The 13987-nt window shown below is 64.3% G+C and carries 14 protein-coding genes and 1 pseudogene; all 15 read left to right on the top strand.

Translation table 11 applies throughout. From position 1 onward, the window contains the following. Positions 1-31: 31 nt before the first annotated feature. Complete coding sequence (locus PLZ73_06115; GenBank protein ID HOO77448.1) at positions 32-499, top strand: single-stranded DNA-binding protein; 468 nt, start codon at positions 32-34, stop codon at positions 497-499. A gap of 38 nt (positions 500-537) precedes the next feature. Beyond that, positions 538-756, top strand: a pseudogene (rpsR, locus tag PLZ73_06110) (30S ribosomal protein S18). A gap of 19 nt (positions 757-775) precedes the next feature. Next, positions 776-1219, top strand: coding sequence for a 50S ribosomal protein L9 (gene rplI / locus PLZ73_06105; GenBank protein HOO77447.1), 444 nt, complete (start codon positions 776-778; stop codon positions 1217-1219). Between the two features lie 10 nt (positions 1220-1229). Then, on the top strand, positions 1230-2597 hold the full coding sequence (gene dnaB, locus PLZ73_06100; GenBank protein HOO77446.1) for a replicative DNA helicase: 1368 nt from the start codon (positions 1230-1232) through the stop codon (positions 2595-2597). Then, entirely contained in the window at positions 2578-4962 is a 2385-nt protein-coding gene (bamA, locus tag PLZ73_06095) for an outer membrane protein assembly factor BamA (GenBank protein HOO77445.1), read from the top strand. The genes dnaB and bamA overlap by 20 nt, the downstream gene beginning before the upstream one ends. A 36-nt stretch (positions 4963-4998) precedes the next feature. Continuing rightward, positions 4999-5541 (top strand): OmpH family outer membrane protein, encoded by a 543-nt coding sequence (locus tag PLZ73_06090; GenBank protein HOO77444.1) that lies wholly within the window; start codon positions 4999-5001, stop codon positions 5539-5541. 2 nt (positions 5542-5543) lie between these two features. Then, positions 5544-6383 (top strand): UDP-3-O-acyl-N-acetylglucosamine deacetylase, encoded by an 840-nt coding sequence (lpxC, locus tag PLZ73_06085; protein HOO77443.1) that lies wholly within the window; start codon positions 5544-5546, stop codon positions 6381-6383. Then, entirely contained in the window at positions 6376-6846 is a 471-nt protein-coding gene (gene fabZ, locus PLZ73_06080) for a 3-hydroxyacyl-ACP dehydratase FabZ (protein HOO77442.1), read from the top strand. Before lpxC ends, fabZ begins: the two co-directional genes overlap by 8 nt. A gap of 4 nt (positions 6847-6850) precedes the next feature. Then, on the top strand, positions 6851-7810 hold the full coding sequence (locus tag PLZ73_06075; GenBank protein HOO77441.1) for a Gfo/Idh/MocA family oxidoreductase: 960 nt from the start codon (positions 6851-6853) through the stop codon (positions 7808-7810). A gap of 16 nt (positions 7811-7826) precedes the next feature. Beyond that, positions 7827-9011: a lipid-A-disaccharide synthase gene (gene lpxB / locus PLZ73_06070; protein ID HOO77440.1), complete on the top strand. Its 1185-nt coding sequence runs from the start codon at positions 7827-7829 to the stop codon at positions 9009-9011. Continuing rightward, positions 9008-10816 carry an ABC transporter ATP-binding protein gene (locus PLZ73_06065; GenBank protein HOO77439.1) on the top strand — a complete coding sequence of 603 codons (1809 nt, stop codon included), beginning with the start codon at positions 9008-9010 and terminating at the stop codon, positions 10814-10816. Before lpxB ends, PLZ73_06065 begins: the two co-directional genes overlap by 4 nt. Positions 10817-10832: 16 nt before the next feature. After that, entirely contained in the window at positions 10833-11510 is a 678-nt protein-coding gene (locus PLZ73_06060; protein HOO77438.1) for a lysophospholipid acyltransferase family protein, read from the top strand. 96 nt (positions 11511-11606) lie between these two features. Further along, positions 11607-12428 (top strand): 30S ribosomal protein S2, encoded by an 822-nt coding sequence (gene rpsB, locus PLZ73_06055; protein HOO77437.1) that lies wholly within the window; start codon positions 11607-11609, stop codon positions 12426-12428. Then, complete coding sequence (gene tsf / locus PLZ73_06050; protein ID HOO77436.1) at positions 12425-13231, top strand: translation elongation factor Ts; 807 nt, start codon at positions 12425-12427, stop codon at positions 13229-13231. The genes rpsB and tsf overlap by 4 nt, the downstream gene beginning before the upstream one ends. Further along, positions 13231-13953 (top strand): UMP kinase, encoded by a 723-nt coding sequence (gene pyrH, locus PLZ73_06045; protein ID HOO77435.1) that lies wholly within the window; start codon positions 13231-13233, stop codon positions 13951-13953. Before tsf ends, pyrH begins: the two co-directional genes overlap by 1 nt. Positions 13954-13987 lie beyond the last annotated feature (34 nt).

Genomic DNA, 13987 nt, shown 5'->3' with positions numbered 1-13987 from the left:
GGCGCCGCGGGGCGGCGCAAGGAGGTAAACGATGGTAAATGTCAACAACGTGATCCTGGCCGGGAACCTGACCCGCGATCCCGAAGTCCGCTACACCCCCCAGGGGACGGCGGTATGTTCCTTCGGACTCGCCGTCAACCACACCTACCGTTCCCGCGACGGCGAACCCCGGGAAGATGTCTGCTTCATCGAGATCGAAACCTGGGGTCGCCAGGCGGAAAACTGCGGCCAGTACCTCAAGAAAGGCAGTCCGGTTCTGGTCGAAGGGCGCCTGAAATATCACACCTGGGAGAGCCAGGACGGGCAGAAGCGCAGCCGGCACAAGGTCACGGCCTTGCGGGTGCAGTTTCTCTCCGCCGGGTCGGGCCCGGGTCCGAAATCGGGTGACGACTATCCCGCGCCGCCGACCATGCACGACGAGGTCTATCCGGACGACGGGACCGGTTACACGCCTCCTCCGGGAATGGCCCCGGATGGAGGAGACGATATCCCCTTCTGACCGTAACGGAGGAATCCATGCCTGCATTGAGAAAATCCAGGAAAAAGAAAACGTATGCCCGCAAAAAGTGTCATTTCTGCACCACCCAGGCTTCGATCGACTACAAGGACGTGGAAATGCTGCGGAATTTCATCACCGAACAGGGCAAAATATTGACCCGGAGAATCACCGGGACGTGCGCCAAGCACCAGCGTCAGCTGGCCTTGGCGGTGAAACGCGCCCGCTACATCGCCCTGCTTCCCTACGTGGGGGAGTAAGGTTTCGGGAGGTTGACGCATGAAGGTTATTCTTACTCAGGACCACCCCCGGCTGGGCGAGGCCGGGACGGTGGCGGAGGTCGCTCCGGGGTATGCCCGGAACTACCTCTTCCCGCGCCGGCTCGCCCAGGCCGTAACCGACCACGCGGTCAAGCTGCAGGAACAGCTGCGGGCCCGGCGCTTGAAGGAGGCGGCCCGGCGCCTGGACGCGGCCCGGGAGTCGGCCGCCAAGCTCAGCGAGGTTTCGATCACCCTGACCGTGGCCGCGGGCGAAGAAGACCGGCTTTTCGGTTCCGTCACCGCGGGGGATATCGCGGAGGCGCTCGCCGCCGAGGGTTACGAAGTCGACCGCAAGCAGGTGCTGCTGGAGGATCCGATCAAGAAACTGGGCATCTACACGGTTCCGGTCCGGGTCGCTCCCGACGTGAACGCCGACGTCAAGATCTGGGTGGTCAAGGAGTAACCGGTCGGTCATGGAAGACCAGGGACAGGCATCCTTCCCCCAGGGCAGGGAAGTGCCGCACAGCCGGGAGACGGAGATGGGCGTCCTGGCGGCGATGCTGCTGGACAAGGACGTTATCCCCCGGGTGGTGGAGAAGGTCGACGCCGGCTGTTTCTACCTCGACCCCCACCGCGCCATCTTCGAAGCGGTGGTGGCGTTGGCCGATCGGGGCAAACCCGTGGACCTGCTTACCCTGACCGAGCACCTCAAGTCGGCCGGGTCCCTGGATCGGGTCGGCGGGGGGGCGTTTCTCTCCACCCTCTTCAACTATCTCCCCACCACCGCCCACCTCGATGCCTATCTGGAAATCATCCAGGAAAAAGCCCTGTTGCGGAGCCTGGGAAACATCGCCACCGACATCGTCACCTCCTGTCACTGCCGGGGAGTCGCTTCCGAGGAGGTGCTCGACAACGCCGAAAAGAGGATTTTCGAGCTGACCCAGCGGCGTCTCCGCGACACCATGGTCCCGATGCGGGTTCTGGTGAAACGGGCGATGGAGCAGGTCGAAAGCCTCCAGCGCTCGGCGGGGATGCTCACGGGCGTCGGCACCGGGTTCAAGACCATCGACTCCATGACCTGCGGGCTCCAGCCCTCCGACCTGGTGGTGCTGGCCGCCCGTCCTTCGATGGGGAAGACCGCCCTCGCGCTCAATATCGCCGAGCATGCGGCCGTGCGCGACAAGGTTCCGGTGGGGATCTTCAGCCTGGAAATGTCGCGCCAGCAGCTGGTCATGAGGCTTCTGTGCGCCCACGCCCGGGTCAACGCCCAGAACCTGCGGCAGGGCTTCCTCTCCCAGCAGGGACTGGAAAAACTGGTTCACGCCTGCAGCGCCCTCTCGGATGCCCCGATCTACATCGACGACAACCCGGGGATGAACAACCTGGAGATCAGGGCCAAGGCCAGGATCATGAAGGCCAAGTTCGACGTCGGGCTGATCGTCATCGACTACCTCCAGCTGATGCAGGCGGCCGGAACCAGGCCCGACAGCCGCCAGCAGGAGGTTTCCGACATCTCCCGCTCGCTCAAGGCGCTGGCCCGGGAACTGGATATCCCCGTTCTGGTGCTCTCGCAGCTCAACCGGGAGGCGGAGGGCAGACGGGACCATAAACCCATGCTCTCCGACCTGAGGGAGTCGGGAGCGATCGAGCAGGACGCGGACGTGGTTTTTCTGCTGATGCGGCCCGCTGTCTACCCCGATCTTATGGACAACCGTCCCGAAGATAAGAATTTGGCCTACCTGAACCTGGCCAAGCAACGCAACGGACCCACCGGGGAGAGGAAACTTGTCTTTCTCGAGGATTATACCCGTTTTGAGGAATATGCGGCCGTCGGCGAATAACCCGTTGGCGGGGGCGGTGTTGCTCATCTTCGTCGCGGGCCTGTTCGGCGCCTTCCCGCCGCCGGCCCGGTCCGCGCGGGAAAAAACGGTGACCGCGGTCGCGGTCGCCGGGAACCGGCGCCTGGCCGCTTCTTCGATCCTGGCCCGGGTCAAGACCCGCGCCGGAGAACCCTATTCCCAGGAGACGGTCAACGCCGATCTGAAGCGCCTGAGCGAATGGGGCCCGTTTTCCTCGGTGCGCTTCGATGTCGAGGAAGAGACGCCGGGCGCTGTCGAAGTCACGATCGTGGTCGAGGAACGACCGCTGGTGAACAAGGTCTATTACGAGGGGAACCGCGAGTTCGACGCCGACGACCTGGCCGAGGAGACCGCGACCGCCCCCGGAAAGATCCTCGACCAGGCCGTCCTCAAGAAAGACGAGGAGAAGATCGTCGAGCTCTACCGCAAGGAAGGGTACCTCAACGCGGCGGTGGAGACCCAGGTCAAACCGATACCGGACACCGGCGAGGTCACCGTCTTCTTCAACATCTCCGAGGGGGACGAAGTCCGGATCAGCGAAATCGTCTTCGACGGGGCCCGGGCGATCAAGCCCGGCGACCTCGAAGACGTCATGCAGACCACCGCCAAGTCCTTCCCCTTCCACTCCGGGATTCTGACGGCTTCGGAGTTCGACCTGGACCAGGAACGGATCATCCTCTACTACCGCGAGCACGGGTACCTGGACGCCAGGATCCTCGACGTCGACTACGATTACACCCCCGACGGCCGCCGCCTGAAGCTGGTCATCCATCTCGAGGAGGGGGAGCAGTACCACACCGGGCAGGTGACCGTCCGCGGCAACGAACGGTTCTCCGCCGAGGAGCTGCAGGGGCGCCTGACCATGATCGACGGCACCGTCTTCTCCCCCATGTCCCTGCGCAACGATTACCGATCCCTGCTCGATTTCTACCAGTCCCGCGGTTACATGGACGCCGACATCCGTCCCGTCCAGTCCTATAACCCCGCCACCGAACGGATGGACCTGACCTACCAGATCTCGGAAGGGGATATTTCCTTCATCGACCGGATCGATATCGAGGGCAACGAGATCACCAAGGACGTGGTCATCCGCCGGGAAATGGGGGTGCGGCCCGGAGACGTCTATGACGGGGTTCGGGTGCGCCGCAGCCGGGAGAGGCTGCTTAACCTGGGCTATTTCGAAACGGTGGTCATCGACCAGGTCCCCGCCCGTGATCCGGGGCAGAAGGACCTGGTGGTCAAGGTGACCGAGAAGAAGACCGGGCAGTTCATGTTCGGTTTCGGTTACAGCTCCATCGACGACTTTATCGGTTATGCCGAAATCTCCCAGAGCAACGTCGATATCCTCAACCCCGCCAACGGCTTCATGGGGGGAGGACAGAAACTGCGCCTGCGCGGCGAACTGGGCACGGAACGGAGCCTCTACGAGCTGAGTTTCACCGAACCCTGGCTCTTCGGAATCCCGCTCTCGGCCGGTTTCGACGTCTATCGGCGCGACCGGGCCTGGAGCGAATACGACGAATCCCGCAAGGGCTTCGACCTGCGTTTCCGCCGCCGCCTCTTCTGGATCGTCCAGGGGGGGGTGATCTACCGACTCGAGCAGGTGGACATCTCCGACATCGCCGACGGGGCTTTCCCCGAACTGTACCTGGAGGAGGGGAAGAACTGGATCAGCTCCATCGTCCCCTCGCTTTCCACCGATACCCGCGACAGCTTCCTCATCCCCACCCGCGGCACCAAAAACGTTCTCGCCTGCGAACTCGCCGGAGGAGTCCTGGGGGGGAGCAAGGATTACGTCAAGACCACCTACGATTTCAGTTATTACCTCGAACTCTGGTGGCCCACATGGGTGCTGGCGTTCAAGATGAGAGCCGGGACCGCCTCTGCCTACGGAGATACCGACGTCGTGCCCATCTACGAACGGTTCTACCTGGGCGGCGGCAATTCCATCCGGGGGTTCCGTTACCGGGAGGTGGGGCCGTTCTACCAGGATCCCGACGACGGCGACTACGAGCCGATCGGCGGCGATTCGATGCTGATGGGAACGTTCGAGCTGACCTTCCCCATCATCGAAATGGTGAGGGGAGCCCTCTTCTGCGACATCGGAAACGTCTGGGTGGATTCGCAATGGACCGAGGAAGGCGTCGGGTGGCCCGCGACCGAGGATTTCGACATTCTCAGCGGGGACTGGTTCAAAACCCTGAACTCCGGAGCCGGGATCGGACTGCGGCTCTATCTCCCCATCGGCCCCATCAAACTCGATTACGGTTGGCCGCTCCGAACCGGTCCCGACGGCTGGAACGACACCGGCGGCCGGTTCCATTTCAACATCGGTTACGAATGGTAGCCGCCGACGGCGGCAATCAATGAGGAGGAAGACGCTATGACCCGGATGCGCACGCTCGCGATCGCACTGGGGGGGGTACTGGGCTTCGCCGCCGCGGCCGCCGCCGCGGAGGGTACCGGCCGGGTGGGGTGGGTGGATACCGAGAGGGTTTTCAAGGAATACTACCGGACCGAGGAGATGCTGGGCGAATCGAGCCCCCTGGTCCGCGAGAAGGAACGGACCGAGGCGAAAATAGAAGAGGTGCGGGCCGGCATCGAGGCCATGGAGCGCGATCTCGAACAGAAAGCGCTTCTCCTCAACGAGACGGCCCTGGCCAAAAAGAAGGAAGCCATCTTCCGGGAGCAGCTCACGCTCCGGCAGCTCGTCCGCGAGGCCGAAGTACAGCTGCAGGGGCGGATCATGGAGGTGACCCAGGAGCTTTCCGAGGAGATCCAGGCGAAGATAGCGGTCTTCGCCCGGGAGCAGGGCTACAGCTACATCCTCAGGGGGGAGGTCCTGTTTTACAAGGACCCCGCGCTGGAAATCACCGATCAGGTGCTGGAGGTGATCAACCGGCCGGCGCCGCCGCCCGCGCAGTAGCGATGCCGCCAGGGCGCCGACAGACGCTTGGTTCTCCCGTCGGGATGAGGGGGATCGGAGTCCATACCGGACGACCCTGCCGGATGCGTCTCGAACCCGCCCCCCCGGGGACGGGGACGGTCTTCGTCCGCGAAGATCTGCCCGGATCGCCCGCCGTCCCCGCGCTGCTCTCCGCGGTGGTTTCCTCCGATCGGGGAACGACCCTGGGGCTCCCCGGGGGCGCCCGGATCCTCACGGTCGAACACCTCCTGGCCGCTCTGGCCGGAGCGGAGATCGACGACGTCCTCGTTCTCCTCGACGGGCCGGAGCTGCCGATCGGCGACGGCAGCGCCCGGCCCTACCTCGATCTGATCGGGGCAGCCGGCGTAGCCGGCTGCCCGGGTACCCGGGAGCCGCTCGCGGTCGAGTCGGCGGTTTTTTGGGAACGGGGGGAAAGTCTGCTGGCGGCTTTTCCCGGGGAGGGCCTGCGGGTGGCGGCGGCGGTCTCGTTCCCCCGCCTTCCCCCCCAGTACCTCTCCCTGTCCCTGGACCCGGAGGTATTCCGGGACGAAGTGGCTCCGGCCCGCACCTTCGGAATGCTGGAGGAGGCCGAGGCTCTCTTCGAGCGGGGCCTAGCCCTGGGGAGCGGCCTGGAGAACACGGTGGTCTTGGACGGCGAGGTCGTGATCTCCAAGGAAGGGCTGAGGTTCCCCGATGAATTCGTCCGGCACAAGATCCTCGATCTGGTCGGGGATCTGGCGTTATTGGGCCGTCCCTTGCGCGGGACGGTGGTGGCCTTGAGGCCGGGGCACGCTCATAACCTGGCCCTGGCCTCGAAAATATTGGAGGCAGACAATGAGTGAGGAGCGCCTGTCCGGCGGTTCGGCCTTTCTGGCCGACGGCGCCGATATCGTCCAGCTTATGGAGTACCTTCCCCACCGGTATCCCTTTCTCCTGGTGGATCGGGTCATCGAATACGAAGAAGACGCCAGAATCGTGGGCTTGAAGAACGTGACCCTGAACGAGCCGTTCTTCCAGGGGCATTTCCCGGGGCGTCCGGTCATGCCCGGAGTTCTGATCCTCGAAGCCCTGGCCCAGCTTTCCGGTCTGATCCTTCTCAAGAAACCCGAGGATCGGGGCAAGGTCGGCCTCTTCCTGGCCGTGGACAAGGCCCGCTTCCGCCGGATGGTGATCCCCGGCGACCAGCTTCGCCTGGAATCGGACGTCATCCGCCAGCGCCGCATTCTCCTTCAGGTCCGGACCCGGGCCCTGGTCGGAGAAGAGCTGGCCTGCGAGGCCGAGATGATGTTCAAGATCATGGAGTGATTCGATGGACGCGGTCCGGACAGCGGTAGTAGGCGTGGGCCATCTGGGCTCGCGGCATGCCCGCATCTACTCGGAACTGGCCGGGGTCGAGCTGGTGGGCGTGGTCGATTCCGATCTTTCCCGGGCCCGGGCGGTGGCCGACGAGTACGGGACCAGGGCCCTGGGCGGCATCGAGGAAATCCCCTCCTCCGTGGAGGCCGTGAGCGTGGTGGTCCCCACCGACCGCCACTTCCAGGTCGCTTCCGAACTGCTCCGGCGCGGGTTCCATCTCCTCATCGAGAAACCGATTACGGTGACGGTGGCCGAGGCCAGGGAACTCCACCGGGTGGCCGAAGAACGGAAAGTCGTGATTCAAGTCGGCCACGTCGAACGCTTCAACCCCGCGGTGCTGGCGGTGGAAAAAATCCTGCGGCCCCCCCGCTTCATCGAGTGTCACCGGCTGGCCCCGTATCAGCCCCGGGGCACCGAGGTCAGCGTGGTGCTGGATCTGATGATCCACGACCTGGAGATCATCCTGCATCTGGTGGCCAGCCCGGTGGAGAGCCTGGAAGCGGTGGGGATGCCGGTCCTCAGTCCTTCCGAGGACATCGCCAACGCCCGCATCCGTTTCCGCAGCGGCTGCATCGCCAACGTGACCGCCAGCCGCATCACCCCCCATCGGATGCGCAAAATCCGCATCTTCCAGGACGACGGTTATATCTCCCTCGACTACAACGAACAGCGGGCCGAGGTCTACCGGCTCGAGGCGGGCCGGATCTGCCGCGAAGTTCTCGCCACCCGGCGGCAGGAGCCGCTCAAACTGGAACTGCAGTCGTTCGTGGAGTCGGTTCGGCTGGGGGGGCTTCCCCAGGTTCCGGCCGAGCACGGCCTGGGTGCCCTGAAACTGGCCAACGATATTCTGACCGACGCCGCCCGCGCCCGGAAGAAACTGGCCCGTCTCAAGACCCGGTCCCGGGAAGAATGAAATGGAGGAGCCGGCAGTGAACGCGACGGCCCCCCCCCCAGCCTTCGGCAAAATCATGGTCCTGGCCGGAGAAAAATCCGGCGACCAGCACGCCGCCGCCCTCTGCCGGGAGTTGGCGAAGCTGCGGCCGGGGCTGGAGATGTTCGGCATGGGGGGGGACGAGATGGAAGCGGCCGGGGTGGAACTGGTCGAGCGGATCACCGGGCACTCCGTGGTCGGTATCTGGGAGGCGGTGAGGGAGCTGGGCCGGTTCCGGCGCCTTTTCAACTACCTGGCGGGAGTGATGGAAGAGCGCCGTCCCGACGTCGTCGTCCTCGTGGATTTCCCCGGTTTCAACCTCCGTTTCGCCCGACGCGCCCGCCGCCGGGGGATCGCGACCGCCTACTACATCTGCCCGCAGGTCTGGGCCTGGGGGAGGGGACGCGTCAAGCAGTTGAAACGCTTCGTCGACCGGCTCCTGGTCATCTTCCCCTTCGAGCGCGAATTTTTCCGGCGCTACGGGATCGAAGCCGAATTCGTCGGCCATCCCTTGGCCGATGTCCTCGCTTCCTTCCCGGACCGGGAGGCCGCGCGCCGCCGCCTGGAGCTTTCTCCCGGGCCCGTGGTCGGCTTGCTCCCCGGTTCCCGGCCGGGCGAGATCGGGAGAATCTACCCCGTGCTGATCGAGGCCGCTTCCCTTCTCGCCGCCCGCCGCCCGCAGATCCAATTCGTCACCCCGATCTCGTCTCCGGATCTGAGGGAGATGGCCGAATCGCTGGCCGGGACCTTTCCCGGGCGCCTGCGCCTGGTGGACGGAAGGTCCCGCGAGGTCATGGCGGCTTCGGATCTTCTCCTGGTGGCATCGGGAACGGCCACGCTCGAGGGAGCCGTCCTCGGCGTGCCCATGGAGGTCGTCTACCGGGTCAGCTTTTTAAGCTGGCTCGCGGGTATGGTCCTGGTTAAGATTCCCTACATCAGCCTGGTCAATATCGTCTCCGGCCGTTGCGTGGTTCCCGAGTACATCCAACGCGCCGCCCGTCCGGAGGAGATAGCAGCCCGGGCCGAAGAACTGCTGGCCCCCGGTCCCCGCCGCCAGGCGATGACGGACGCTCTCCGGGGGGTACGGACGAAGTTGGGCGAACCGGGCGCCGCCGCCCGCGCGGCCCGGGTGATTATGGAGATGCCGGCGCTCTCGGCGCCTTCCGCAGAGAAGGGAAGATGAAATCGTATCTGAAACTCCTGAAGCTGGCCCGAAGGTACATCTTCTTCCTGATCGTGGCCGCAGTGCTCTCCTCCCTCATCTCCTCCACCATGGGCGTGAGTTTCACGGCCATTCTCCCCTTCTGGTCGAAGATCGTCGAAGGAGACCCCTTTATCCCCCAGGTATCGATCGAGCTTCCGGCTTTTCTCCAAACCGCCATCGACTCCTTCGCCGCCTGGGTGAACAACCTTCCCAACCAGAAGCTGCTGTATTATCTGATCTATTTCGTGGTCGGCATCTCCGTCATCCGGGGGGGGTTGACGTTTCTGGCCGACATCACCCTGCAGTTCGTCGGCAACAGCGTGGTCCGGAACACCCGTTCCCGCATCTATTCGCATCTGCAGTCGCTTTCCCTGGACTACTTCACCGAACAACGGACCGGCGAGCTGATGGCCCGGATCACCTACGACGCCGATCTTCTCCACCGGGGGATCTCCGAAGGGTTCATCCGGCTGATGCAGAACGCCTGCGATCTCGTTCTCTACGCCGGCCTTCCCATCATCATCAACTGGCAGCTGGCCCTGCTCGTCTTCGGCATCTTCCTCTTCCTCATGCCCCCGATTCTCATCATCGGCAACGTCATCAGGAAACTCTCTTCCCACTCCCAGGAGAAAATCGCCGACATCAGTTCCCTCCTCCAGGAGACCATCTCCGGAATCCGGGTGGTCAAGGCGTTTTCCATGGAGGACTACGAAGTCAAACGCTTCGAACGCTCGAACAAACGGTTCTACCGCCTGATGATGGGCATGGCGCGGCTCGACGCCATGGTTTCTCCCGTGACCGAAGTGGTGGTGATCGTGGCCATGGCCGTGGTTCTGGCGGTGATGGGGAACGCCATTCTCGACCGCGAGATCGACGCCGCCCAGTTCGTGATCTACCTGGCCTGCCTGGGCTCGATCCCGCGCCCCATCAAGCAGTTGGGCCGGGCGAACAACATGATCCAGCGCTCCGCCGCGGCCATGGACCGGATCGAAAACATTCTCCGGATCGAAAGCTCGGTCTCCGAGAAACCGGACGCGATCGAGGTCCCGCCGATCCAGGAATCGGTGGTCTTCGAAAACGTGGGGTTTTCCTACACCGGGAAAGAACCGGTGTTGGAAGGGATCGATCTCCGGGTGCGCAAAGGCGAGGTCATCGCCATCGTCGGGTCCTCGGGGTCGGGTAAGAGCACGCTGGTCAACCTCATTCCCCGGTTTTACGACCCCACGGCCGGAAGGATCATGCTGGACGGGGTCGACCTCAGGGACGCGACCATCCGGTCGCTGCGCGCGCAGATGGGAATAGTTACCCAGGAAGTCATCCTCTTCAACGAAACCGTGGCCGGGAACATCGCCTACGGGAAAAAAGCCACCGACCGCGAGCAGATCGCCGCCGCCGCGCGCACCGCCAACGCCCACGATTTCATCATGAAGCTGCCCCACCAGTACGACACCGAAGTCGGGGAAAGGGGGTACGCTCTCTCCGGCGGGGAGCGCCAGCGGATATCCATCGCCCGGGCCATCCTCAAGGATCCCCCCATTCTTATCCTGGACGAAGCCACTTCGGCGCTCGATGCCGAGTCCGAAAAACTGGTTCAGGAGGCGCTGAACCGGCTGATGGTGGATCGCACCGTCTTCGTCATCGCCCACCGCCTTTCCACGGTCCGCGGCGCCGACCGGATCGTGGTCCTGGAAGACCGCCGGATCGTGCAAGTCGGCCGCCACGACCAGCTCCTGGCTTCGGGAGGACCCTACAGCCGGCTCTATGAGCTCCAGTTTTCGCGCTGAAATGAGCGCCGGGTTGTTGAAAACCGGGGCCGCGACCACGCTTACCGCCGCCCTCGCCTCGGGGCTGATCCGGATGGTCGGCCGCAGCTCGGATTGGGAGTTTCACAACCGGGAAGAGCTGGAAAAGGTTCTGGAGTCGCCCGGCCGGGCGATCTTCGCCTTCTGGCACAACCGGTTCATGATGATGCCATATATCTATCGCCGCTTTCTACAGCCGGGCCGGCGGATTTCGGTGATCGTCAGCCGCTCCCGCGACGGGGAACTGCTTTCGCGCCTGATCGGGGCTTTCGGCCTGCATTCGGTGCGGGGATCGAGCACCCGCGGCGGGCGGGCCGCCTTCGTGGAGATCGTCCGCGACCTCGCCGCCGGCGGGGATGCCGCCGTCACCCCCGACGGGCCCAAGGGACCCCGCTACCAGGTTCACGAGGGAGTGATCGCGATCGCGGCCGTGACCGGGCTCCCCATCCTCCCGGTTTCCTTCGCCTCGACCCTGCAGCTGGTCATAGCCGGAAGCTGGGACCACATGAGAATCCCCCTGCCCCTGGGCCGGATCCGGGTCGTTTTCGGTCCCGCCATCGAAGTCCCCCGAGCCGCCGCCGGCGAAGAACGGAGCCGGTGGGCCGAGGTCCTGCGCCGGAGCCTGAGGGCCGTCGATCGCCGGGCGGAACGGGGCGCGTCCGCGTCCGAAAAATGACTTGCTCCGCGTTCCGGCTTTGCTATAGTACCTTACCCTGTTCCGAAGTAGCGGAAAGCGCCGTCAGTTCGGTGCGGGAAAGCACAAGGAGGAGTAGTGAGTTCTGCAACCATTAAAGAATTGCTTGAAGCCGGCGTGCATTTCGGTCATCAGACCAAACGCTGGAACCCCCGGATGGAGGGCTTCATCTTCGAGGCCCGCAGCAAGGTACACATCATCGATTTGAGGCAGACCAGCCGCCAGCTGCGCCTGGCCCGGAAATTCATCCGGGAGCAGGTGGCCGAAGGCAAGGAGGTCCTCTTCGTCGGAACCAAACGCCAGGTCCAGGACACGATCAAGGAAGCGGCGGAAAAGACCGGCATGCACTACGTCAACGACCGGTGGCTGGGAGGCACGCTCACCAATTTCCAGACCATCCGCTCCAGCATCCAGCGGCTGGAAAAGTTGGAGAAGGTCAAGAACGAGGGCCTGGAGGGGCGTTCGAAAAAAGAGATCGCCGCCCTCGCCCGCGAGGAATCGAAACTCCACCGCAACCTGGACGGGATCAGGAAAATGGTCAGGGTTCCGGGAGTCCTGGTGGTGATCGATATCCAGCGGGAGTACAACGCGGTTCGCGAAGGCCGCAAACTGGGCATCCCCATCGTCGCGGTCGTCGACAGCAACTGCGATCCCAACCTGGTCAACTATCCGATCCCGGGCAACGACGACGGTATCCGCTCCACCCGGCTGGTCGTCGCCCAGTTGGTGGAAGCGATCGAGGAGGGCCTGGCCGAGGGCCGCGTGGTCCGGGATACCGCCAACGAGAAAGCGACGGTTGCCCCGGCTCCCGCCGCTCCGGAGCCGGCGCCCGCGGCCCCGGAAGCCGAGGCGGCCGATGCTCCGGCCGCCGCCGGCGACGACGAGGAGGAGGAAGCATGATCATCGATTCCGGAATGGTTAAGGAACTGAGGGAGAAGACCGGAGCGGGGATCATGGCCTGCAAGCAGGCCCTCCAGCAGGCCGACGGCGACGAGGCCAAGGCGGTAGAGATCCTGCGCAAGGAAGGCCAGGCCAAGATCGCCAAGAGGGAAGGCCGGCAGGCGCGGGAAGGTTTGCTGCGTATCGGCGTTTCTCCGGACGGGAAACGGGCCGCGCTGATCGAATTCAACTGCGAAACCGATTTCGTCGCCCGCACGCCGGAATTTTCCGAGTTGGCCGATTGGGTTCTGGGAGAAGTCATGGGCCGCGGCGAAGCCGCCGCCGCCGGCTCGGAAGTCCTGGAGCGGATCAAGGACTATTCCGGCAAAACCGGAGAAAAGATGGAACTATCCCGGGCCCTGCTCTGGGAAAAAGAGGGGTTCATCGGGGGGTACCTTCATCACAATTCCAAGGTGGCCGCCCTGGTCGAGCTCTCCGCCCCCGTACCCGAAGCGGCCGCGGAGACGGCGATGCAGGTGGTCGCGTACAACCCCGACTATATCACCGAGAGGGACGTTCCCGCGGAGGTGAAGGAAAAGGAATTGGAGATCGCGGGCGCGCAGTTCGCCGACAAGCCCCCGGAAGTAAGGGATAAGATCGTGGCGGGCAAGTGGCGCAAGCGCCTGGCCGAACTCTGCCTGGTGGATTTTCCCTATATGCGGGACCCGGAGATGAGCGTGGGCGAGTATATCCGCAAGGAAGCCGGCCCGAACGTCGAGGTCCTCTCCTTCGTCCGCTGGCGTCTCGGCGAGATCGGGGAGTGATCGCGATGGGCGCGGTTCCCAGGTATCGGCGGGTCGTCCTCAAGCTCAGCGGGGAAACCCTGGGCCGTCCCGGGGAGATATTCGACGCGGGCGCACTGGCTTTCCTGGCCGAAAACGTTCGGGAAGTGGCCGAGGCCGGAGTGGAGATCGGGATCGTGGGGGGAGGAGGCAATATCGTCCGCGGCGTCAACGCCGGGACCATGGGGATCGAGCGCACCGCCGCCGACCAGATGGGGATGCTGGCGACGGTCATCAACGGCATGGCCCTGCGCGGCGCCCTGGAGCAAGCCGGTCTCAGGGCCCGGCTTTTCTCCTGCGTCCCGGTCGGGGCGGTGGCGGAACTCTATTCCCCCCGTGCCGCCCGTCAGGCGCTGGAAGACGGTGAAGTCGGGATCTTTTCCGGCGGAACCGGAAATCCTTTCGTCTCCACCGACACCGCCGCGCTGCTGCGGGCCTGCGACATCTGCGCCGATGCCGTCCTCAAGGCCACCAAGGTCGACGGGATCTATACCGCCGATCCCAAGAAGGACCCGAACGCGGTCAAGTTCGAGGAGCTGACCTACGTCAAGGCCCTGGAGTTGGGGCTGAAGATCATGGATTTTTCCGCCTTCGGCCTGGCCAGCGAAAACGGCATCCCCGTTCTGGTTTTCGATTTTTGGGCGGAACACGCGCTGCGGCGCGCCGCCATGGGAGAGAAGATAGGCACCCTGCTGCATGCTTGACGGGCCCGAAGCCCGTCGGGTTCGACGGCAGTCA

Source organism: bacterium (genome assembly GCA_035380285.1).
In the GTDB taxonomy this organism is placed as follows: Bacteria; Auribacterota; Erginobacteria; order Erginobacterales; family DAOSXE01; genus DAOSXE01.
This window is presented reverse-complemented; position numbering and strand designations above follow the sequence as displayed.

What these genes read in the sequence shown, in the direction of transcription:
- PLZ73_06065 (HOO77439.1), top strand. Translation starts at nt 9,008, where the DNA reads ATGAAATCGTATCTGAAACTCCTGAAGCTGGCCCGAAGGTACATCTTC.
- PLZ73_06075 (HOO77441.1), top strand. Translation starts at nt 6,851, where the DNA reads ATGGACGCGGTCCGGACAGCGGTAGTAGGCGTGGGCCATCTGGGCTCG.
- fabZ (HOO77442.1), top strand. Translation starts at nt 6,376, where the DNA reads ATGAGTGAGGAGCGCCTGTCCGGCGGTTCGGCCTTTCTGGCCGACGGC.
- PLZ73_06090 (HOO77444.1), top strand. Translation starts at nt 4,999, where the DNA reads ATGACCCGGATGCGCACGCTCGCGATCGCACTGGGGGGGGTACTGGGC.
- PLZ73_06115 (HOO77448.1), top strand. Translation starts at nt 32, where the DNA reads ATGGTAAATGTCAACAACGTGATCCTGGCCGGGAACCTGACCCGCGAT.
- bamA (HOO77445.1), top strand. Translation starts at nt 2,578, where the DNA reads ATGCGGCCGTCGGCGAATAACCCGTTGGCGGGGGCGGTGTTGCTCATC.
- tsf (HOO77436.1), top strand. Translation starts at nt 12,425, where the DNA reads ATGATCATCGATTCCGGAATGGTTAAGGAACTGAGGGAGAAGACCGGA.
- dnaB (HOO77446.1), top strand. Translation starts at nt 1,230, where the DNA reads ATGGAAGACCAGGGACAGGCATCCTTCCCCCAGGGCAGGGAAGTGCCG.
- lpxC (HOO77443.1), top strand. Translation starts at nt 5,544, where the DNA reads ATGCCGCCAGGGCGCCGACAGACGCTTGGTTCTCCCGTCGGGATGAGG.
- rplI (HOO77447.1), top strand. Translation starts at nt 776, where the DNA reads ATGAAGGTTATTCTTACTCAGGACCACCCCCGGCTGGGCGAGGCCGGG.